General features: G+C 65.7%; 20 protein-coding genes. 8 read left to right on the top strand and 12 right to left on the bottom strand.

What is annotated here, in order from left to right:
• Positions 1 to 10 precede the first annotated feature (10 nt).
• The 11 genes from ABFX56_RS14215 to ABFX56_RS14165 all read right to left on the bottom strand — a co-directional run bounded on the left by ABFX56_RS14215 (position 11) and on the right by ABFX56_RS14165 (position 11,655).
• Positions 11 to 913: a cytochrome b/b6 domain-containing protein gene (locus ABFX56_RS14215; RefSeq protein WP_346234127.1), complete on the bottom strand. Its 903-nt coding sequence runs from the start codon at positions 911 to 913 to the stop codon at positions 11 to 13.
• Positions 914 to 952: 39 nt separating this feature from the next.
• Complete coding sequence (locus ABFX56_RS14210) at positions 953 to 1,924, bottom strand: electron transfer flavoprotein subunit alpha/FixB family protein (protein ID WP_346234014.1); 972 nt, start codon at positions 1,922 to 1,924, stop codon at positions 953 to 955.
• Positions 1,925 to 1,936: 12 nt separating this feature from the next.
• Positions 1,937 to 2,716 carry an electron transfer flavoprotein subunit beta/FixA family protein gene (locus ABFX56_RS14205; RefSeq protein WP_346234013.1) on the bottom strand — a complete coding sequence of 260 codons (780 nt, stop codon included), beginning with the start codon at positions 2,714 to 2,716 and terminating at the stop codon, positions 1,937 to 1,939.
• Between the two features lie 33 nt (positions 2,717 to 2,749).
• Positions 2,750 to 3,181 carry a Zn-ribbon domain-containing OB-fold protein gene (locus ABFX56_RS14200; RefSeq protein WP_346234012.1) on the bottom strand — a complete coding sequence of 144 codons (432 nt, stop codon included), beginning with the start codon at positions 3,179 to 3,181 and terminating at the stop codon, positions 2,750 to 2,752.
• A 1-nt stretch (position 3,182) separates the two neighbouring features.
• Complete coding sequence (locus ABFX56_RS14195; RefSeq protein ID WP_346234011.1) at positions 3,183 to 4,343, bottom strand: acetyl-CoA acetyltransferase; 1,161 nt, start codon at positions 4,341 to 4,343, stop codon at positions 3,183 to 3,185.
• A complete protein-coding gene (locus ABFX56_RS14190) occupies positions 4,340 to 5,494 on the bottom strand; it encodes a mandelate racemase/muconate lactonizing enzyme family protein (protein ID WP_346234010.1) in 1,155 nt (384 codons plus the stop codon). The genes ABFX56_RS14195 and ABFX56_RS14190 overlap by 4 nt, the downstream gene beginning before the upstream one ends.
• A 74-nt stretch (positions 5,495 to 5,568) precedes the next feature.
• Positions 5,569 to 7,053, bottom strand: a complete 1,485-nt coding sequence (locus ABFX56_RS14185) for an aldehyde dehydrogenase family protein (protein ID WP_346234009.1) — start codon at positions 7,051 to 7,053, stop codon at positions 5,569 to 5,571.
• Entirely contained in the window at positions 7,050 to 7,904 is an 855-nt protein-coding gene (locus ABFX56_RS14180) for a FadR/GntR family transcriptional regulator (protein ID WP_346234008.1), read from the bottom strand. The genes ABFX56_RS14185 and ABFX56_RS14180 overlap by 4 nt, the downstream gene beginning before the upstream one ends.
• A 67-nt stretch (positions 7,905 to 7,971) precedes the next feature.
• Positions 7,972 to 9,027, bottom strand: a complete 1,056-nt coding sequence (locus ABFX56_RS14175; protein ID WP_346234007.1) for an ABC transporter permease — start codon at positions 9,025 to 9,027, stop codon at positions 7,972 to 7,974.
• Entirely contained in the window at positions 9,027 to 10,547 is a 1,521-nt protein-coding gene (locus ABFX56_RS14170) for a sugar ABC transporter ATP-binding protein (RefSeq protein ID WP_346234006.1), read from the bottom strand. Before ABFX56_RS14170 ends, ABFX56_RS14175 begins: the two co-directional genes overlap by 1 nt.
• Positions 10,548 to 10,668: 121 nt before the next feature.
• Positions 10,669 to 11,655: a sugar ABC transporter substrate-binding protein gene (locus ABFX56_RS14165; protein ID WP_346234005.1), complete on the bottom strand. Its 987-nt coding sequence runs from the start codon at positions 11,653 to 11,655 to the stop codon at positions 10,669 to 10,671.
• A gap of 461 nt (positions 11,656 to 12,116) precedes the next feature.
• Here ABFX56_RS14165 and ABFX56_RS14160 point away from each other — a divergent pair, with 461 nt between their 5' ends.
• The 8 genes from ABFX56_RS14160 to ABFX56_RS14125 are packed head-to-tail and all read left to right on the top strand — an operon-like array spanning position 12,117 to position 20,009.
• The gene (locus ABFX56_RS14160) at positions 12,117 to 12,821 is read left to right on the top strand and encodes an enoyl-CoA hydratase/isomerase family protein (RefSeq protein ID WP_346234004.1); all 705 of its coding nucleotides are present in this window, start codon (positions 12,117 to 12,119) and stop codon (positions 12,819 to 12,821) included.
• On the top strand, positions 12,818 to 13,978 hold the full coding sequence (locus ABFX56_RS14155; RefSeq protein ID WP_346234003.1) for an acyl-CoA dehydrogenase family protein: 1,161 nt from the start codon (positions 12,818 to 12,820) through the stop codon (positions 13,976 to 13,978). Before ABFX56_RS14160 ends, ABFX56_RS14155 begins: the two co-directional genes overlap by 4 nt.
• 9 nt (positions 13,979 to 13,987) lie before the next feature.
• The gene (locus ABFX56_RS14150; RefSeq protein ID WP_346234002.1) at positions 13,988 to 15,166 is read left to right on the top strand and encodes a CaiB/BaiF CoA transferase family protein; all 1,179 of its coding nucleotides are present in this window, start codon (positions 13,988 to 13,990) and stop codon (positions 15,164 to 15,166) included.
• Positions 15,163 to 16,800: an acetate--CoA ligase gene (locus ABFX56_RS14145; protein WP_346234001.1), complete on the top strand. Its 1,638-nt coding sequence runs from the start codon at positions 15,163 to 15,165 to the stop codon at positions 16,798 to 16,800. Before ABFX56_RS14150 ends, ABFX56_RS14145 begins: the two co-directional genes overlap by 4 nt.
• Entirely contained in the window at positions 16,797 to 17,672 is an 876-nt protein-coding gene (locus ABFX56_RS14140; RefSeq protein WP_346234000.1) for a 3-hydroxyacyl-CoA dehydrogenase family protein, read from the top strand. The genes ABFX56_RS14145 and ABFX56_RS14140 overlap by 4 nt, the downstream gene beginning before the upstream one ends.
• Complete coding sequence (locus ABFX56_RS14135; protein WP_346233999.1) at positions 17,669 to 18,448, top strand: enoyl-CoA hydratase-related protein; 780 nt, start codon at positions 17,669 to 17,671, stop codon at positions 18,446 to 18,448. The genes ABFX56_RS14140 and ABFX56_RS14135 overlap by 4 nt, the downstream gene beginning before the upstream one ends.
• On the top strand, positions 18,445 to 18,951 hold the full coding sequence (locus ABFX56_RS14130; RefSeq protein ID WP_346233998.1) for a nuclear transport factor 2 family protein: 507 nt from the start codon (positions 18,445 to 18,447) through the stop codon (positions 18,949 to 18,951). The genes ABFX56_RS14135 and ABFX56_RS14130 overlap by 4 nt, the downstream gene beginning before the upstream one ends.
• The gene (locus tag ABFX56_RS14125; RefSeq protein ID WP_346233997.1) at positions 18,948 to 20,009 is read left to right on the top strand and encodes a tartrate dehydrogenase; all 1,062 of its coding nucleotides are present in this window, start codon (positions 18,948 to 18,950) and stop codon (positions 20,007 to 20,009) included. Before ABFX56_RS14130 ends, ABFX56_RS14125 begins: the two co-directional genes overlap by 4 nt.
• Here the strand turns inward: ABFX56_RS14125 and ABFX56_RS14120 are convergent.
• On the bottom strand, positions 20,006 to 20,359 hold the full coding sequence (locus ABFX56_RS14120; protein ID WP_346233996.1) for an iron chaperone: 354 nt from the start codon (positions 20,357 to 20,359) through the stop codon (positions 20,006 to 20,008). The two genes, ABFX56_RS14125 and ABFX56_RS14120, sit on opposite strands and share 4 nt — an antisense overlap.
• Between the last annotated feature and the right edge of the window lie 12 nt (positions 20,360 to 20,371).

Below are 20,371 nucleotides of genomic sequence, written 5' to 3'. Positions count from 1 at the left end.
GCTCAAGCGCTCAGCGAGAGACCTTACCCATCAGCGAGGCCACCGGGCGCAACAGGACCGGCCTGGCGGCAACCCACGCGCCCACGACCACCACGAGCGACGCCGCGAAGTACCAGAAACCAGCCCAACCATCGTCGTCGCGCGCCGCATACATGTGATTCAAATTACGCAAAGCGCCGGTGGCCAGCACCAGAGTGACGTGCACGATGATGAACAGTACGAAATAGAGCATGACCGGAAAGTGGATGGCCCGCGCCACTTCGATCGGATAGGCCTTGTTGAGCCTGGCCAGGTCCCTCGGCCAGGCTCCCGACATCCGCAGCCCGGTGACGATCGCCAGCGGAGCCGCCACGAACACCGTCACACCATAGGCCAGCACCTGAAGGCTGTTGTAGTTGACCCACCCGTCGTCGGTCGGCCAGTTCAACGAGGCGTACTGGATGCCGGTGGAGATCGCATTGGGAAACACGTCCCACCGGGTCGGCACCAGGCGCAGCCACTGACCGGTGGCGAAGATCAGGACGTAGAAGACCACACCGTTCGCCATCCAGAACGCATCGAGTGTGAGGTGAAACCACAGGTCGAGGCTGATCTTCTTCGGCGGATTCCTGGTACGGATCCGGCGCGAATTGCTCCGCGTCCAGTGCGCACTCGGCCGGGCGGTCGAGCGCACCAGCCAGCCCGATCGGATGATCAGCACCAGGAAGAACATGTTGAGGAAGTGCTGCCAGCCCAGCCAGCTCGGAATCCCGACCGGAGCCTCCGGCGGCAGCGGCGAGTGCCCAGGGTAGTCGGCCATGAACGACTGCACGGCGGGAAGGCCCCGCATCCACTTCGCAACCAGCACCACCAGCAGCAAGACCACCAAGGCCAGCGCTGCGGCCCCCGCGATCTTCACCCACTTGTTCGCCAACGCCCGCGCGGGCCACGAGTCCGGTGTCGTCGGCACCGCTTACCTGCCGCGGGCGGCGATCGCCGTGATCAGCTGCGGCACCACCGTGAACAGGTCACCCACCACCCCGAAGTCCGCGACGTCGAAGATCGGCGCGCTCTCGTCCTTGTTGATCGCGACAATCGTCTTCGCCGTCTGCATTCCGGCTCGATGCTGGATGGCGCCGGAGATGCCCAGCGCAATGTAGAGCTGCGGCGACACCGTCGTTCCGGTCTGCCCCACCTGAGCGGTCTGCGGAACATAGCCCGCATCCACTGCCGCGCGGGAAGCACCGATTGCCGCACCGAGAGCATCGGCCAATTGCTCCACCAGCGCGAAATTCTCCTTGGATGCCAGTCCCCGGCCACCGGCGACCACCTTGGCCGCGCCGCGCAACTCGGGCCGGCCCGACACTACCGACGCGTCATCGACAGAGTCGATCACCGCAGAACCGGTGGTGCCGACCGTGATCGGCGCCGTGGTGACGACCGCTGTCGCCGCGGGCGCCCGGCCCTCGAACGCCCCCTGACGGACAACGACGACCGGCAACCCCGCAGCGATCACGGACTCCACGAGGTAACTCCCGCCGAACACCGAGTGCGTCGCGACGATCCGGCCGTCGTCGGAACGGACATCCACGACATCGACCGCGAGTCCGCCCCCGACACGCACGGCAAGACCCGCGGCGACGGCACGGCCCTCCACCGAGCTGGGAATGACGACCGCGACGGGCTCGAATTCCCGCACCGCCGCCTCCAGAGCAGCAAGCTGAGGTGCGGTCAGCAGCACGCCCACCTGCTCCGACTCTGCGACGTGGACCCGGGCCGCGCCGAGCGCGCCGAGCTCGTCGACCAGCCCGGCGCCGCCGCCGGGGGCCACCGCGACCACGGCGACCGGAGTGCCAAGCCGCTCAGCCGCGGCGAGCGACCCCCTGGCGGTCTCCCTGAGCACCCCAGCGGCTGAAACTTCGATGAAAACCAGAACGTTCGACAACGCAGAGCTCCTCTAAATCAATCGGCGCGAGGCGAGGAACTCGGCGAGCTCCACCCCCGCCTCGCCGGCATCAATGATCTTCGTGCCCGCAACACGAGCTGGTCGTTCCTGGGTGGACAACACGCTGGAGCGGCCCACCTGATCGAACGCCGCCGGATCGATGCCCAGCTCGGACAGCGGCACCTTCGTCAGCGGCTTCTTCTTCGCGGTCATGATCCCCTTGAAACTGGGAAACCGTCCCTCGGCAAAACCCTCGGTGACCGAGATGATCGCGGGCAAGCTCGCGCGAAGGCTCGCCGAACCGTATTCCGTTCCCTGTTCTCCGCTCACCTGGCTCGCGTCGATGTCGACCGAACTGAGAGAGCCGAGCATCGGCACGCCAAGGTGTGCCGCGACCATCGCCGGAACCACTCCGCCTCGGCCATCCGTCGACTCGTTCCCCGCGATGACGAGATCGAAGTCGAGACGCGTCACCGCAGCGGCCAGCACCACCGACGTGCGCACGAGGTCCGCACCGGCCAGGCCGTCGTCGACGACGTGGACGGCCGCGTCGGCGCCCATGGCCAAGCAGGTGCGCAGGGCCCCATTCGCGCCTTCTGGCCCCATCGACAGCACCGTCACACTGGTGTCTTTATGGGAATCCTTGTAGCTCAGCGCCGCCTCGAGGGCACGTTCGTTGATCTCGTCAAGAACGACGGTGCCGGCGCTGCGATCGAGCCTCCCGGATGCCGGATCGAGTCTTCGCTCGTCCCCGGTGTCCGGAACCTGTTTCACGAGGACAACAATCTTCATTCCACACTCCTTAAACCCCACGACAAATTCACGCTAAGAACTACGCGCTGGCCGAAAAACCGGAAGACTGTGCCCGCCGTGAAGGTCGAGGAAGTCCAGCTCCACCGGCATGTCGCACACGATGGCCTTCGGATCCGGCTCGATTCCGATCAGGAAGGTCATAAGCCGAGGGCCCTCGTCCAGTTGCACCATCGCGGTCACGAACGGCACAGCCTTTTCCAGCCCCGGCACCGAATTGCGGTACTGGATGCAGAAGGTATAGAGCCGGCCGCGTCCCGAGGCAGGACGCCATTGCACGTCTCTGGAGCCGCAGACCGGACACAGCGTCCGCGGGTAAAAGAAGAATTGCTCACACGTGCCGCAGAAGGGCAGCAGCAGTTCATGGCGGTCCGCTGCCTCCCAGAACGGTGCGGCTTCGGGGGCTGGTGAGATCGACGGTGCGAGCAAGCTCTGGATGTCGGCCATGTCAGACCCTCCCGAGAATCGCCGTGGCGGCACTGGACAGATAGCCCCCCATGGCGTTCACCAGCGCTATCTCCGGGTTGTGCACCTGACGCTCTCCGCATTCCTGGCGCAATTGCCGCACCGCCTCGATCATCAGGAACATGCCGAACATGCCCGGATGGTTGTAGGAGAGTCCGCCGCCGCTGGTGTTGAGCGGAAATTCGCCGCCCGGCGCGGTCCGCTGCCCGCTGACGAAGTCGCCCCCCTCGCCCTTGGCGCAGAAGCCGAGGTCTTCCAGGGTGACCAGCACGGTATAGGTGAACGAGTCGTAAAGCTGCGCGACATCGACATCCGCCGGCGTCACCCCGGCCTGCCGGAACGCTTCTGCGCCGGTCTGCGCCGCCGGAGTGACGCAGAGGTCGGGCATCTGCGAGATTCCGTAATGGGTGTGGGCCACGGAGGAACCGAGGATTTCCACCACCGGCACTCCCAGCGTGCGCGCGCGCGAGGTCGACGTCAGCACCACCGCACCGCCGGCGTCGGTGACCAGGCAGCAATCCAGCGGATGAAACGGATAGACCAGCCACGGCGACGACATCACGTCGTCGATGCTGAGCGGATCGCGTTTGAACGCCATCGGGTTGAGCCTGGCCCACGCCCGGGTCGCCACCGCGATCTCGGCGAGGTTTTCGCTCGTGGTGCCGTATTGGTGCATGTGCCGGGTCGCGGCGAGCGCGTAGGCGGCGGGCGGCGACTGCACACCGTAGATGCGCTCCCACTGCCAGTCCGGCAGCCACGGGTCATCGTGCGCCGGTCGCACCGACACGCCGCGCCTGCGGTTCGAGCGCCTGGTCTCACCGTGGGTGATCAGCGCCACCTCGCAATACCCGGCGGTGATCGCCCGTGCCGCCTCGTGCAGGTGGGCGACGAAGGAGGAACCGCCAATCGAATTGCTGCTGGAATACTTGGGCTTCAGCCCCAAATATTCCGCAACCATGAGCGTCGGCATGAAGTCGACGCCGCAGGTGAACAGCGCATCAACATCGGTCAGAGCCAGATTGGCGTTCTCCAACGCGTTCGCGGCAGCCTCGGCGTGCATCTGCATCGCCGACTTGTCACGCACGTCGCCGATCCGATCCGACTCCCCCGTCCCGACGACGGCGATCCCGTTTCCGATGGTCATTCGGAGCGTTCCGAGCGGTACCGGTTCACGTAGTCCCAATCCAGCTCGAGTCCGAAGCCGGCACCCTGCGGAACGGCGTAGTCGCCGTTCTTGAATTCCTGGCGGTTGGCGATGATGTTCCAGAACAGCGGGTCGCGGTCCGGAGAGAACGTTTCCAGGTAGGTGCCGTGCGCGATCGAGGCGAGCAGGTGAGCGGAGATCTGGGGCTCTTCGTGGTGGGCCATTTCCACTTCGTACATGGACGCCACAGCCGCCACTCTGCGCCATTCGCTCGGGCCGCCGATCCAACTGGCATCGGCGTTGCAGGCGTCCACCGCTCCGGAGGCGATCAGGTCGCGAAGCCCGGCGCGCGAGTCTTCGCTCTGGCCGGCGGTGACCTGCATGCCCGAGGTGAGTCGGACGTCCCGCATCGACAGGTGGTCGTTCAGCCACTGCACCGGCTCTTCGAACCACCGGATGTCCAGGTGTTCGGTGAGCCGCGCGTACCGGATGGCCTCCCGCCGGGTGAAGCCTTGATTGGCATCGACCATGAGAACGAAATCGTCTCCGGCGGCCTGGCGGGCCAGCTCGGTGCGGTGTGCGTCATCCTCCGGCGACAGCCGTCCGATCTTGAATTTGCAGCCGGCGAAACCGAGCTCCTTGTACTGTTCGATCTGCCGGGCGACGTCATCGAGGTCGTCGCTGTAGTACCCGCCGATGCAGATCGCGGGCAGAGAGTCCCGGTAGCCGCCCCACAACTGGTACAGCGGCGTGTTGACGGCCTTGCCGACGACGTCCCACAGGGCCGAGTCCACACAGGCGATCGCCTGCAGCGCCAGCGACCGGTCGCGCAGAATGTCGTAGGTCGGCGGCAGCATCGCCTCCCAGCAACCCTCGATGTTGAACGCGTTGCGTCCGATCAGCTGCGGCACGATCTCGTTCCGGATGATCCCCACGATCACGTCCTGCTCGGCATCCGTGTCCCCGTTGTACACCTCGCTGACCAGTCCGTCGTCGGTGTACAAGCGCGTCACGATCGTGCACCGGTTGGTCATCGAGTAGTGGCTGCCCTGGAATCTCTTGACCAGTGGCACTCGGATCGGAATGACCTCGATGCGTTCGATGGTCGAGGTCTTGGACGCTAGTTGCGCTTGTTGTTCAATGGTCTGCATTTGGTTCTCCAACGGATTAGTGACGTGCTGATGATGTGCGGCTGGTGTGCGGAATAAAGCGACTGTCCTCTTTGTCAGTCCTTCCCGAGCCGGATGTGAACCGCTTTGGTCTCGTAGTACTGATCGAGTCCCTCCCGGCCCAGTTCACGGCCTATTCCGCTGCCCTTGTATCCGCCCATCGGCATCACGAACGGCAATCCGGCATCGTGGTACGCGTTGATCCACACTGTGCCGGATTGGATCCGCTTCGCGGTGTTGATCGCGGTGTCGATGTTCGAGCTCCAGATCGAGGCGGCCAGGCCGAACGACGAATCGTTGGCGAGCCGCACCGCGTCGTCGATGGTGTCGAACGTCGTAATCGACAGGACCGGGCCGAAGATCTCCTCCTGGAAGATCGAGGCACCTCGATCCACGTCGTCGAAGATGGTCGGCTCCACGAACAGCCCCTTCTCGAGGTCGCCAGCGAGCCGCTTGCCGCCGGCGACCAGAACCGCGCCGCTCTCAAGCCCCTGGTCGATGTAGCCCATCACGGTGTTGAGCTGGCCCTGGTCGACGAGCGGGCCGATCATGGTTTGCTCGTCGAGGGGGTCGCCGACTCTGCTCTTCTTCGTCATCTCCACCAGCGCGGCCACGAATTCGTCGTGGATCTCACGCTGAACCAGCACTCTGCTGCCGGCCTGGCATGCCTGGCCGGTGTTGAGGAAGATGCCCCAGTAGGCGTTACGGACCGCGAGCTTGAGGTTGGCGTCGGCGAAGATGATGTTCGGGGACTTGCCGCCGAGTTCCAGGCTGATCTTCTTCATCGTGCCGGCGGCCGAGGTCATCACGGTGCGGCCCACCTCCGTCGAGCCGGTGAAGGCCACCTTGTCGACACCCTCGTGCTCGACGAGGGCGATACCGATCTCGGCACCGCTGCCGGTGAGCACGTTGTACACGCCGTCCGGCACGCCGGCGTCGCGGATGACCGCGGCCAGGTCCAGTGCGCTTCCCGGCGTCGAACTGGCGGGCTTGGCCACCATGGTGCATCCGGCGGCCAGGGCGGGGGCCACCTTCCAGGACAGCAGCAGGAGTGGGAAGTTCCACGGGGTGATCATCGCCACCACGCCCACCGGCTCCTTGAGCACCAGACCGAGGGCGCTCGGAGTGTGCCGGGACACGAGGTCACTGCGCTGGTCCAGCGTGAGTGCCGCGTAATACTCGAACACCTCGGCGGTGAGCACGACCTCATTGCGCGCCAGGGCGATCGGTTTGCCGAGCTCCAGGCTGATGCGCCGACCGATGTCGTCGGCACGCTCGATGAGCAGTTCGGAAATCTTCCTGAGGAGCCCCGCCCGTTTCGGTGCGGCCAGGGTGGCCCACGCCCGGTCGTCGAAGGCCCGACGAGCTGCGGCGACGGCACGGTCGACGTCCTGGAGGGTGGCTCGTGCGTAGCTTCCGATCAGCCGTCCGTCGCTGGGGCTGGTGCGTTCGATTCTCCGGCCATCGCTCGAGGGTTCCCACGAACCGTCGATGAACAGCTCGTAGCTTGCGAAGTCCTGCCGTTCATCCACCGTGCTCATGAGACCTTTCCTGCTTCCTTGGACTTGCGCTTGGCGCGCTTGGCGGACTTCTTCAAGCGATTCGCCCGCCGTTCCATGTCTTCCTCGAACCGCTCGAGGCTGAGATGGGCGATGACGAGCCGCTGCGCCTGGGTCACGTTGCGGGACCGCATGGACGCGAGGATCGCGTGGTGTTCCGCCTGCCACTCGTGGTGCCGGCCGACACTGGTGCGCAGACCGCTCGACAGTCCGATCCATGCCTCTCGAAGCATCGACTCGACGTCGTACAGCCAGCTGTTCGCGGTCAACTCGACGATGGCCATTTCGAATCCGAGCGGTTCCCAGCTGAAGTTCGGATTCTCGGCCAGTTCGCGTTCCTGATCGTCGAGGAACTGCGCAAGCCCCTCGAGGTCTTCGTCGGACGCGCGCTCCGTGGCGGCGGTGACCGCGGCAAGTTCGATCCCCATGCGGGTCTCGATCAGGTTCCGCAGGGCGTATTGCTCCGTGGCGTCGAAGATCGCCGCCGAGTTGGCGGTGACTGTTTCGCTCGTGGACGCCACGTACATTCCGTCGCCGTGCCGCACGTCGACCATCCCGATTGTCGAGAGGATGCGGAGGGCTTCCCGCAGCGAGGACCGGCTCACGTTCAGTTGCTCGATGAACACCCGTTCCGGGGGCAGCTTGGCGCCGGGTTTCAGGTCGTTGGACTCGATGTATGACTTCAGTTCGTCCACGACTCGTTCCGTGACGCCCTGGGAGCGGCCGTTGGTCCTCTGGGCGAACACCGGAGGCGCCGCGGTGGTGCTTGATGCGGGGTCATCGATGCGCTCACCCGACCGGGTGTTCGCGTGCGTGCCGAGAGAATTAGTCATGAGTTGCTCCAACGTCGATTGATAATCAAATAATCGCGCGGATCACACCGCGCCTCCAGCAGTCACATCACCGGGACCGCCGCATGAAACGTCCGCGGATCTGGTCAAAGCTGATCGCCGCGATGAGCAGCGTGCCTCTGGCCACGTCCTGATAGAAGGAACTGATGCCCAGCAGCACCAGTCCGTTGTTGAGCACGGCGATGACGAGCAGACCGACCAGCGTGCCCAGGATCGTTCCTCGACCACCGTGCAGGCTGGCGCCGCCGAGAATGATCGCGGTGATCACGGACAGTTCCAGGCCGCTGGCCGCGTTCGGTGATCCGCCGCCGAGTTGGGAACTGAGGATCATCCCGGCGAGCGCCGCGGCAAGGCCCGAGCCGACGAAGGCGACGATCAGCACCCAGCGTGACCGGATGCCGGTCAGTCGCGCCGCGATCGGGTTGGAGCCGACGGCGTAGAGCGAGCGGCCGAAGACCGTGAAGCGCATGATCAGCGCCGCCAGGATCAGCAGGATGATGAACAGCAGGGCCGGCAGCGGAATGCCCAGCAGCGGCCGGCTCATGCCGAGTTCTTCGAAGCCGCTGAACGACACGGTCTGACCGCCGGCCAGAACCAACGCCAGGCCGCGCAGCACGGCGAGCATTCCGAGCGTTGTGATCAGCGCGTTGACCCCGACGATGGTGACCAGGAACCCGTTGAACAGGCCGATGAGCAGACCGGCGGCCAGCGCGACCAGCACGGCGATCAAGGCGCCGTGGTCGCCGATCAAGGAGGCCATGATGACGCCGCAGAACGCCGTGGCGGAACCGACGGACAGGTCGAACTGACCGGCGATCAAGAGCATCGTTCCCGGGATCGCGATGATGCCGGTAATCGCGCTGGCCTCGAGGATGCTGATCAGGTTTCCGCCGGCGAAGAAGTACGGCGACGTCACCGAGAAGTAGACACAGAGTGCGATCAGCACCAGGACCAGAACGCCTACCTCCGGGAACTTCCAGCGGGTTCTTCGGGCGGCCGTGGCCCCGCTGGTCCGGGTGCCGCCGGGAAGTGAGAGGTCGGGAGAAGTTGTCTTGCCCGTGTTGGAGAAGTTGGCCATGTTGTTCAAATCTTTCGTAGTGTTCATCAGCCGGCGGCTTCGTCAATGAGTCGTTCAGTGGTGATGTCGGAAGGAGCGAGTTCGTTCGTGACGCGGCCGGAAACCATGACGACCGCACGGTCGGCCACCTGGACGACTTCCTCGTGGTCGCTGGTGACGATCAGCACCGCCGCACCGGCGGCTGCCTGCTCCCGGATCACCCGGTAAATGTCCTGGCGGGATCCGACATCGACGCCCCTGGTCGGCTCCACGAGTACGAGCACCTTGGAGCCCCGTTCCAGCCAGCGAGCGAGCAGCACCTTCTGCTGGTTGCCGCCGGAAAGGGTGGCAATGGGCTGGCCGGCGTCGCTCAGCGCGATTCGCAGGCGGTCCTGCCATCGCTGGAAGACGCCGCGTTCCCGGCGCTCGGTCAGCACACCGCCGGTAGCCAATCGCGACCAGGACGCGGCAGCGAGGTTCTCGGTCACCGGTCGGTTCATGAATGCGCCCTGCCGCTGCCGGTCACCCGGCAGATATGCGATTCCGGCCTCGATCGCGGCCCGCGGATGAGCGAACCTCGCCGGAGAGTCGGCGATCGCGAGTTCTCCGCCATCCATCGCCCGCATGCCGAACACGGCATCGGCCAGTTCCGCGATGCCGCTGCCGATCTTTCCGTACAGCGCCACCACCTCGCCTGGTCTCACATCCAGGTGCACGCCGTCGAAAGCCGGCGAGCTGGAAGCGTTTCGGAGCGCCAACGCCGGCCCGCTTTCGACCAGTTCCCCCGCGTTGTCCGGCCTTCTGACGTCGTCGAGCTGCCGCCCGACCATCGCGGTGACGATCTCACGGCGAGATGTGCCGGCCACGGCCCCGCTGAGGGTCACCTCGCCGTTACGAAGAACGACCAGGTCGTCGGCGATTTTCGCCACCTCGTCCAGGCGGTGGGTGATGTAGATGATCGCGACGCCCTTGGCCTGCAGCCGCCGGATGTTGCCGAACAGCTGTTCCGACTCGCTGGAGGACAGCGCCGCCGTGGGTTCGTCGAGGATCAGGCATTTGCCGTTGTCCGCGAGGGCGCGGGCGATCTCACAGATCTGCCGCTCCCCCACCCGCAGGGTGCCGACCAGGGCGTCCGGATCCAGGTCCACCTCCAGGTCGTCGAGGATCTCGACCGCGCGCCTGCGCAGTTTCGGCCAGCTGACCACGCCGTGCCGGGCGGGCCAGCGCCCCAGACTGATGTTTTCGGCCACGCTGAGCATCGGTGCGTCGGTGAATTCCTGGAACACCATCCGCACGCCTGCCGCCTTGGCAGTGATCGGGTCGAACCCCCGGTTGGTCTCGCCGTTGACCTCCAGGGTGCCGGCATCCGGACGATGATCTCCTGCGATCACCCGCACGAGCGTGGATTTTCCGGCGCCGTTCTCCCCGAGCAGGGCCAGCGTGCGCCCCCCGACGATGTCGAGGTCCACGCCGTGCAGCACTTCGACGCCGTTGAACGATTTGTGGATATTGCGGGCGTGCAACACGAATGGTGCGATGTCGCCATCAACGGCGGTGTCGATGCTCATCTGACCAATCCCTTCTCTTGCAGTCTCACGAGGTGTTTCCGGGGTGTGGGCGGGATGCCGGTGGCGTCCCGCCCATACCCCGTGTTGTCCGGCTAGCGCTCAGCCGGGGTTCCCAGATCCGTCAGCACTTGACGTCGGCGTAGTACTTGTCGACCGTGGCGGGGGTGACGAATTCCGCCTTTGCGGGCAGCACCTCGGGGAGCTTGTCGCCCTTGATCGCCTTCATGATCGCCGGAATGACGACGTTGCCGTAGTTCTCGGGGAAGTAGGCGGTGTCGCCGATCCAGGAGTCCGGGTACTTCCTCATCGCGCAGACCCCGCTTGCGTCCAGGCCCTGGGCGGATGCGTAGACCTGGTCGAGGCGGTTCGCTGAGGCAGCCGCGGAGATCGCACCGAGCACCAGGCCGTCGGCCATGCCGACGATGATGATTCGCTTGGCGTTCGGCAGCGACGTGAGAATGTCCGTCATGTTGGAGCGGGCGATCTGGGCATCGGCCTTGGAATCGAAGGCCTTGAGGTTCTTGATGTCGCCGCACACCGAGGAGAATCCATCCTTGTATCCGCCGATGCGATCGATTCCGGCCTTGCCGGTAGCGGTCACCTCGACGGCCACGAAGGCGTCGTATTCGCAGTTGAACTTGGACTTGAAGTACTCGCCGAGCGCCTTGCCTGCGATGTTTCCGGCCACGGCGTTGTCGGCCCCGGTCCACGACGTCTCGCAGGGCTTCTGGTGCACCGTGATGGCGATGACGGGCACGTCCGGCCCCTGAGCGCAGATTCGCTCGGCGGCGGTGGCATCACCCTGGTAGTTGATGATCCCCTGCACGTTCTGCTGCTTGAACCGGATGGCGCACTGCAGTGCCTTCTCCGCGTCTTGCGCCGAGTCGCAGACGATGACGTCCACGTTGTTCTTCTTGGCAGCATCCTCGATGCCCTTGGTGATCGTGTGCACGTAGGTCGTGCTTTCGCCATAGGAGATGTATCCGACCCGCACTGGGTCATCGTTGCCGGCTGGTGTTTTCTGCGGCGTGGCGGTGGTGCTACAACCGGCGATGGTCACGCTCAGGGCGAGGACGACCAGCCCGGTCAGTGTCTTTCGAAATGTCATGCTTTTCACCTTTACTCGTGTGGGCAATACGGCGCCGTAACGGGCGCCATCAGTGTTCAGGGCATTCAGAATGAGCGAAGAGAAAGACACTGTGAACCCGGATCACGGGCTTGGAGGACGTGGAGACAACCGAGTGAAATCTCTTGTTCATGCGCCGACGCTATTACGAGTTGTCTGATGAGTCAAGGGTTGACAGCAGAAAACTTTCACGGTTATATGATGTCTGACCGATATGCCAAACGAGAAAGAAGCTGTGTTGTGCGCATTCTTGACGCTGGCGGGCTCGCTCTCGGAGGCCACAAAACAATGCCGCGCTCACCTTTAGTTCTCGGCGTTCGGCGCGGAGCGGTGCGGCCGGACTCCGCGGTCAGAGGTCGTGGGAAGTCATCAGACAACCTCATCCTGTTCGCCCTGCTCCACTGTGGTGTCGTGTCTGATTCGGCGAGCGGGGTTGTGCACGCATGACGGTTCTCACCAGAGTCAACCGCGACGGCGTCGCCTGGCTCGAACTGGCACGACCCGAAAGCCGTAATGCGCTGTCGATGGAACTCCTGCTGGCTCTGGACCGCGAGTTGGCGTCCATCCACAACGAGCCCGCCATCCACGCGGTCGTGCTCTCCGGGAGTGGCACGGTGTTCTGCGCCGGCGCCGACCTGAAGGAGTTCGGCCCGAAGCCGGCCGCGGAGCGAAGCCTGGCCAGGGTCGAGCTCATCGTGGCCGTCCTCGGCCAACTGCGCACGCTCGCCAAGCCCACGATCGCTGCGGTCAACGGCGCCGCGATTGGCGCCGGCTGGGGACTGGCCATGGCGTGCGACCTGTGCTTCACCACCGAACAAGCCGTCTACAGCATCCCTGAGCTCACCAAAGGCCTGCGCCTTCCCGAGCCGATTCTGCACCGTCTGATCGACATCGTCGGGCCCATGCGGGCCACTGAAATCGTGTTCGGTGGTGGTCTGTTCACGGCGCAGCAGGCACTCGAATGGGGCTGGGCGACTCGTTCCTTTGCCGATCGCGACTTGTTGACAGAACACACCTGGCGCTTTGCCGCCGACCTAGCAACCAGGCCGCGCCACTCGCTGGCAGCCGTCTCACACTCGCTTCGGCGGCGCTCGGACTCCGGGCAATCATCGCCGTATTCGCACACCAGAAAGAGGACCAACCCGTGACCGCACTATCATCCGAAGCCGAAGAGACACGCGAATTCATTCGTGAGTCGGTACGCAGCCTGGTGCAGAAGGAATGCGACGAATGGCGCTGCCTGCAATGGGACAGGGAAGGCTCCTACCCCAAGCATGTCTTCGACAGCATCGCCGCCCTGGGCTGGTACGGGATCGGCATTCCCGAGGCCGACGGCGGCTCCGGGGGGTTGGAGAGTGACCTGCTCGTTGTCGCTGAGGAGCTGGGGCGGGGCAGCACCGACCTCGTGGCCTGCTTCAGCCTGACGGCCTCGGGGCTGAGAACCATCGTGGCGAACGGCTCGGCGCAGCAGAAGGAATCGCTGATTCCCGCCCTCATGGACGGCAGCAGGCGCCTGTCGATTGCCGTCACGGAGCCCGAAGCCGGCTCGGATGCCGCATCGCTGCTCACCAACGCGCGGCGCGAGGGCGACAAGTACATCGTCAACGGCCAGAAGACCTTCTGTGAGGCGGCGGGGCTTCCCGACACCACCATCCAGTTGTACGCGCGCACCAACAGCGACGTGAAGAAGCAGCACGGTATCAGCATGTTTCTGCTGGACCCGACCGCCCCCGGGGTGACTCTGCGCCGGCTTCCGACCATGGGCCGTAATATCACCGGCGTCTACGAGGTCTTCCTGGACGACGTAGAAATTCCCGCCGATGACCTCGTCGGAGAAGTGAACAGGGGCTGGCAACAGCTGGGTGCGGATCTGCCGATCGAGCGGCTCATCATCAGTGCCGGATTCGTCGGAGCAACCCTTCAGGTGCTGGACGACACGCTCCGGCACGTGAAGGAACGCGAACAGTTCGGACGCCAGATCGGCAGCTTTCAAGCCGTGGCTCACGTGCTGGTGGACCTGTTCACCCGGGCGGAGTCGACGCGGCTCTTGGTGCAACGCGGTGGTGAGTTGGCGGATGCCGGACTGCCGTACACGAAGGAGGCCTCGATGGCGAAGATCGCCTCCGCCGAACTGTACGCCGATGCCGCACGCTACTGCATGCAGTTGCACGGCGGCTACGGATACATCGACGAGCATCCGCTGACCATGCACTACACTGACTCGGTCATCGCCACCGTTGCCGGTGGTGCCTCCCAGGTGCAGCGCAACATCGTCGCCGGACAACTCGGCCTGAGAGTGATGTGAGAACCGGACATGACCGCACTCACCGGAATCCATGTCCTGGACGCCGCCTCGATGATGGCCGGCCCCTACTGCGCCACCCTCCTCGGCGACCTTGGGGCGGATGTCATCAAGCTGGAGCCGCCGAACGGCGATGAGACGCGGCGGATCGGCCCACGCAAGGGTACCGAGAGCGGAGTCTTCGTCGGCGTCAACCGCAACAAGCGCAGCATCGCCGTCGACCTCAGAACCGACGACGGCAAGGAGGTTCTGGCCAGACTCGTCCAATGGGCTGACGTAGTCGTCGACAACCTGCGCCCGACCGCCCGCAAACGTCTCGGCCTCGACTACGCCACTCTGGCCGCGCAGAATCCGCGGATCATCTCCGTGTCGCTGTCGTCGTTCGGGGCCGACGGCCCCTACGCCGGCCGGCCGGGCATCGACCCGGTGGCGCAGGCGCTCACCGGGATGATGGCGGTGACCGGCTTCGCGGACAGCGGACCGCTGAAGGCCGGCCCGCCCGTCGGCGATGCGGTGGCCTCCCTGCTCGCCGGCTTCGGGGCGATGTCCGCCCTGTGGGCACGGGAGCGCACCGGTCTTGGCCAGCAGGTCGACGTCTCGCTGATCGACGGGCTGATTCATATCCAAGCGCCGTACACCGGCCAGTACTTCCTGATGGGGACGCAACAGCCTCGCAGCGGCAACTCGATCGGTTGGTACGCGCCGTACAACGCGTTCGCCTGTTCCGACGGTCTCTACGTGCACCTGGCCTGCTACAACGATAAGTTCTTCCAGAACCTGTGCAACGCGCTGGGCCAGGCGGACCTCGCGGCGGACCCCCGCTTCGCCACGAACGACGACCGCGTGGCCAACCGCGACGAACTCGACACGATCATCGCGGGATTCCTGGCCACCATGCCGCGCCAGGAGGCCCTCGATCACCTCTGGCTGCACGACGTCATCGTCGGGCCGGTCAACGACTATGACGAGGTCTTCGCCGACCCCCAGGTCAACCACAACGGCATGGTCGTCGACGTGAACCACCACACCGGTCCGCTGAAGGTGACCGGCGTGCCCGTGCACCTCTCGCGCACTCCGGGCGCGGTACGGCTCCCACCTCCGGGGCTTGGCGAACACACCACCGAAGTGCTGGATGAACTCGGCTTCTCCGCCGACTTCATCGCGCGACTACAGGAAGGACAGAAGAAATGATCGGACTCGCTGATCTCGCCCACCCCGAAACCCGGTCCTGGACCGAGGCTGAGAGCGCGTTCGTCTGGCCGGCGATCTCGGAGTACAACATCGCCGCGGACTGTCTCAGAAGCAACCCGGCGAAGACGGCGGTGATCGCGATCGACGGGGACACCAAAAAGCAGGTGACCTACGGTGAGCTGAACGAGCGCTCGGCCCGGTTCGGTGCCGGCCTCGGCAGGCTCAAAGTGGCGCCGGGAGACCGCGTGGCGGTGAAGCTCCCGCAGAGCATCGACATGGCGGTCGCCGTGCTGGGCATCCTGCGGATCGGCGCCATCGTCGTGCCGATCTCCAACGTGCTCGGCGAGGACGCCCTGGTCCACCGGCTGGCCGACAGCGCCCCGAAAGTCTTGATCTCCTCCGGCTCACGGCCCGAGGTCGACTTCGCCCGCAAGGCGGGCGCCATCCCGATCACCACCGAGGCCCGGGACGACATCCAGTCGATGGAGGAGCTGATGGCCGGGCCGCAGCCGGCCGGCGGTTTCCTCCCGACCCGGCCGGACACCCCAGGGCTGTTGCTCTACACCTCCGGCACGACGGGCAAGTCCAAGGGCGTGCTTCACGGCCATCGCGTGCTCCTGGGCCACCACGCCACCGACCTCGCGCTGGACCATGTTCGGGAGGACGACGTGGCCTACAGCCCGGTCGACTGGGCCTGGGCCGGCGGTCTGCTGCTCGGTCTGCTCGTGCCGTTGGCGCGCGGCATGACGGTGGTGGCCTACCGCGGAACCCGCCTCGATCCGGAGCGCACGATCGAGATCATGCGGGAGTGCGGAGTCTCCGTCGGGCTGTTCCCGCCCACCGCCCTGCGGATGCTGTACCGCTCGGGGAAGCTGACCCCCGCGGTGGCGGCCACGCTGCGCCTGCGCAGCCTGATCCTGGGCGCTGAGGCGGTCGAGCCGGAACTGGCGGACTGGGCGCGGGGCGAACTCGGCATCAGCGTCAACAATGCGTTCGGGCAGACGGAGGCCAACGCCCTCATCGGTCATTCCGACGTGCTCGGCGCGCTGGACCGCGACTGCCTCGGCCGGGCCTACCCCGGGCACACGATCGCGATCCTCGACCCCGACCTCCACGAGTGCGCTCCCGGTGTGGCCGGCGAGATCGCGGTGAGCACCACCGATCCGGTGTGCATGTTGCGATATTGGAACAACCCGGAGGCGACCGAGAAGAAGATCCGGGGCGGATGGCTGCTCACCGGTGACGTCGGACACACCGACGACCGGCACCAGATCTACTTCCACGGTCGCGCCGACGACCTGATCAAAAGCGGCGGATACCGCATCGGGCCGGCCGAGGTCGAGGCTGCGATCCTGCTCAACCCGGTCGTCGCCGAATGCGCCGTGATCGGGATTCCCGATCCCGTGCGCGGTCAGGTGGTCACCGCCTATGCACAACTCGTCGACGGCGAAAACGGCTCAGATGCGCTGACCCAGGCGCTGCAGTATCAGGTCAGAAAGAAGGTCGGAGCCCACGCGTACCCGCGCACGGTGTTGTACGTGACCTCGCTGCCACGCACGACCACCGGAAAGGTGGACCGCAACGCGCTTCGCAAGGCGTTCAGCGAGCGCAGCGAGACGGAGGCCGCGCGATGAGCGGCGAGCTCGCCTTCACGGGGCCCATCACCGTCATCGGCGGCGGCACGATGGGGCAGGGAATCGCCACCGCAGCGTTGTCAGCCGGACTGGCCACCACCGTGGTCGACGTCGATCCGGGTTCACTGGAGCGCGCCCGAGCCGCGATCGCGCGGCGAGTCGGGCGCGCCTTCGGGGACGACACGGAGTCGGTCCTCGCCAGACTGACCCTGGCGACCGACCTCGAGGAGGCGGTGGCCACCTCGTCGGGCGTGATCGAGGCGGTTCCGGAGATCCTCCCGTTGAAGATCGACATCTTCCATCGTCTGGCCCGCGCGGCAGGCCAGGGAACCCTGCTGGCCACGAACACCTCCACGATCAGCATCGCGCGCCTCGCGGAGGCCTGCGACGGGTCGGACCGGGTGATCGGGATGCACTTCTTCAACCCCGCGCACAAGATGCAGCTCGTGGAGATCGTGACCGCCGAGTCCTCCAGCGAATCAACCCTGCACGACGCGCTTACGCTGGCGAGCACGCTGGGCAAGGATCCGGTCGTCGTCAACGACGTGCCGGGGTTCGTGACCAGCCGGCTGGGGCTGCTGCTGGGAACCGAGGCCATGCGGATGGTGGACGAGGGGGTGGCGTCGGCCGCCGACATCGACAAGGCGATGCGCCTCGGATACGGGCATCCGATGGGCCCGCTGGAACTGGCCGACCTGGTCGGCCTGGATGTTCGGCTGAACAACCTGCGCAGCATGTATGAACGCACCGGCTCGTCGCAGTACTCGCCGCCGAAGATCCTCGAGCAGTTCGTGCGCGACGGCCGGCTGGGCAAGAAGAGCGGCCACGGGTTCTTCGACTACGACTCGGCTCCGGCAAAGCAGCAGTCATGACCGAACTGCTTCGCACCGCGCAGGTCGGCGGGTTCGACGCGCTGATCCTGGATGTGCCGTCCAGCCGAAACGCCCTGTCGCTGCGGTTGATGGAGGAGCTACAGTCGCGGATCGCCGCGAGCGCCTCCGGCCCCGGGCGGGGCCTGTTCCTGACGCACACCGGAACGTCGTTCTGTTCCGGTGTCGACCTTCGGGAGCGTCGCGCGCACGGCCCGGAGGACGACTCGCACTCCCGGATGCTCGCGGACCTGTTCCTGACGCTGTGGGACTATCCGAAACCGGTTGTCATCGCCGTCGACGGCGCCGTCCGCGGCGGCGGGATGGGACTGCTGGCCTGCGGCGACGTCGTCATCGCCTCCCCGGCATCCACCTTCGCGTACTCCGAGACGAAAGTCGGCGTCGCTCCTGCGCTGGTGATGGCGTTGACGCTGCCCGGTATCCCGGTTCGTCGGCTCCTCCCCTGGCTGCTTTCCGGTGAGGCGTTCACCAGCACGGACGCGCTCAGCCTGGGGCTGGTCACCTCCGTTGCAGAGTCCCCCGGCGTGGTCGCCGCCGAGACCACCATCCCCACGCTGACCGCAGCCGCCCCGATGGCGCAGGTCACGACGAAACGGCTGTCCCGCGTCCTGCGGGCGGTGGACATGCCCCGGGCTATCGCCGACATGACCGCCGAGTCGGCCGCACTGTTCACCAGCGAGGAAGCGCGAGAGGGAATGCAGGCGTTTGCCGAGCGCCGGACGCCCGCCTGGGCCCGAACCCAAGGAGGCTCGAAGTGACCGAGTTGGAGCGGCTTCTGATCAAGCAGGCCTGCACAGAGCTGGTGACCCGCGCGCACATCTTCGTCGACCGGTTCCAGCACGACGAACTCGTGGCCTGTTTCGCGGACGACGCGGTGTTCGAGAATGCCGTCGTCGGCGGTGCGCTTCGAGGGCGCGACGAGATCAAGGCCTACTACGACCGCAAAAACACTCGCATCCTGGCCCAGCACATCACGACCAACATCGTGATCGAGGTGATCGACGAAACCCATGCCACCGGCATCTCCTACTTCACCTTCTACTTCGCCGGGGAAGGCTTCACGGTGCCGTCGACGTTCGCCGGCCCCACCGCTGTAGGACAATATGAGGACGTGTTCGTTCTGGTCGGCGACGCGTGGAAGTTCGCGTCTCGCACGATGACCAACCGGTTTCAGGTCGGCCTGCTGTCGGATCTTGCTCTCGTCGATTCTCCCGCCGACCCGCGCGACACGAGTCAGACTGGGCAAGAAGGAGAACAATGACCAACTCAACCGCAGATCGTCGCCATCGCGTGGCGGTACTCGCCGGCGACGGAATCGGACTCGAGGTCATCCCCGCCGCCATCGAGGTGATCGACCGGCTCAGCGACCGGGGCGAGTTCGCGATCGAGTGGGAGCACTACCCTTGGGGCTCGGAGTATTTCAAGCAGCATGGGCGCATGATGCCGACGGATGCCATCCAGACTCTGGCCGACTACGACGCGATCTTCCTCGGTGCGGTCGGCGACCCGGAGATCGCCGACACCGAAACCCTGTGGGGAATGCTGATCCCGATCCGGCGCGAATTCGATCAGTACGTGAACCTCCGACCGGTACGCACGCTGGCCGGCGTGAAGCACGTCGCGCAATCGCCGATCGACCTGATGATCGTGCGGGAGAACTCCGAGGGCGAGTACTCGGCGATCGGTGGCCGTTTCGGCGCCGGAACCGGCGCGACCGCCGTTCAGGAGGCCATCTTCACCCACAAGGGCATTTCTCGCATCGTGGAGTACGCCGCCCGCCTGGCCGAGAGCCGGCGCCACCAGATCACCTCAGCGACCAAGTCCAACGGGATCATCCACACCATGCCGTTCTGGGACGAGGTCGTCCGGGAGACGCTGGACCAGCATCCGGCCATCCGGCTCGAGAGCGTGCTCATCGACGCCCTCGCGGCGAAGATGGTGCTGCATCCCGACAGCATGGATGTCATCGTCGCCTCGAACCTGTTCGGCGACATCCTCTCTGACCTGGCGGCAGCCATGGCCGGGTCGATCGGCATCGCGCCGAGCGCCAATCTCAATCCGGAGCGGCTCCACCCGTCGATGTTCGAGCCGGTGCACGGTTCGGCCCCCGACATCGCCGGCCAAGGCATCGCCAATCCGGTCGGGGCGATGTGGGCCGGTGCGATGATGCTGGATCACCTCGAGGAGCACGCCGCGGCCGCGCAGCTGACGGCCGCGTTCGAAACCGCGATTGCCGCCGGCGTGAGCACCGCGGATCTGGGCGGAACAGCCACCACGAGTCAGTTCACCTCGGCAGTGCTCGGCAATCTGACGGACTAGCGGGCTTTCGCGTCGATCTCCGCGCGCCGCGCCTGAACGATGCGCCGCACGGCGGCATCCGGCAGCGGGTGGTCGGCCGAATAATGGATGCTGCCGCTGGTGGTTTCGAATCCGGCCAACGCGTCGCCCGCGGCCGTCACCACCGTGCCGCTGTACGGGTAGAGCGACAGGAAGTTCTTCGTGCGTAGCGTGGCGACGAGGCCCTTGCCCCGGTAGAGGAGTGCGGCCATGCCGTAGCTGGTTCCCTCCACCGCCTCGGGAACGATGGCGCGGGCGATCGAGTAGACGCGCTCAAGGGCATCCCGATCGACGCCGTCGATCGTCTCAAGGTACGCGGTGACTTCGCCCACGTTGCGAGATTA

It is taken from the genome of Parafrigoribacterium mesophilum, assembly GCF_039652555.1.
Lineage (GTDB): Bacteria > Actinomycetota > Actinomycetes > Actinomycetales > Microbacteriaceae > Parafrigoribacterium > Parafrigoribacterium mesophilum.
Note: the sequence above shows the minus strand (reverse complement) of the source record. Positions and strands in the feature narration are given on the sequence as shown.

Coding starts and splice junctions, on each gene's coding strand:
- ABFX56_RS14170 (WP_346234006.1), bottom strand. CDS start 10,547: ATGAGCATCGACACCGCCGTTGATGGCGACATCGCACCATTCGTGTTG.
- ABFX56_RS14165 (WP_346234005.1), bottom strand. CDS start 11,655: ATGACATTTCGAAAGACACTGACCGGGCTGGTCGTCCTCGCCCTGAGC.
- ABFX56_RS14190 (WP_346234010.1), bottom strand. CDS start 5,494: ATGCAGACCATTGAACAACAAGCGCAACTAGCGTCCAAGACCTCGACC.
- ABFX56_RS14205 (WP_346234013.1), bottom strand. CDS start 2,716: ATGAAGATTGTTGTCCTCGTGAAACAGGTTCCGGACACCGGGGACGAG.
- ABFX56_RS14135 (WP_346233999.1), top strand. CDS start 17,669: ATGACCGAACTGCTTCGCACCGCGCAGGTCGGCGGGTTCGACGCGCTG.
- ABFX56_RS14200 (WP_346234012.1), bottom strand. CDS start 3,181: ATGGCCGACATCCAGAGCTTGCTCGCACCGTCGATCTCACCAGCCCCC.
- ABFX56_RS14125 (WP_346233997.1), top strand. CDS start 18,948: ATGACCAACTCAACCGCAGATCGTCGCCATCGCGTGGCGGTACTCGCC.
- ABFX56_RS14140 (WP_346234000.1), top strand. CDS start 16,797: ATGAGCGGCGAGCTCGCCTTCACGGGGCCCATCACCGTCATCGGCGGC.
- ABFX56_RS14185 (WP_346234009.1), bottom strand. CDS start 7,053: ATGAGCACGGTGGATGAACGGCAGGACTTCGCAAGCTACGAGCTGTTC.
- ABFX56_RS14195 (WP_346234011.1), bottom strand. CDS start 4,343: ATGACCATCGGAAACGGGATCGCCGTCGTCGGGACGGGGGAGTCGGAT.
- ABFX56_RS14180 (WP_346234008.1), bottom strand. CDS start 7,904: ATGACTAATTCTCTCGGCACGCACGCGAACACCCGGTCGGGTGAGCGC.
- ABFX56_RS14150 (WP_346234002.1), top strand. CDS start 13,988: ATGACCGCACTCACCGGAATCCATGTCCTGGACGCCGCCTCGATGATG.
- ABFX56_RS14175 (WP_346234007.1), bottom strand. CDS start 9,027: ATGAACACTACGAAAGATTTGAACAACATGGCCAACTTCTCCAACACG.
- ABFX56_RS14145 (WP_346234001.1), top strand. CDS start 15,163: ATGATCGGACTCGCTGATCTCGCCCACCCCGAAACCCGGTCCTGGACC.
- ABFX56_RS14160 (WP_346234004.1), top strand. CDS start 12,117: ATGACGGTTCTCACCAGAGTCAACCGCGACGGCGTCGCCTGGCTCGAA.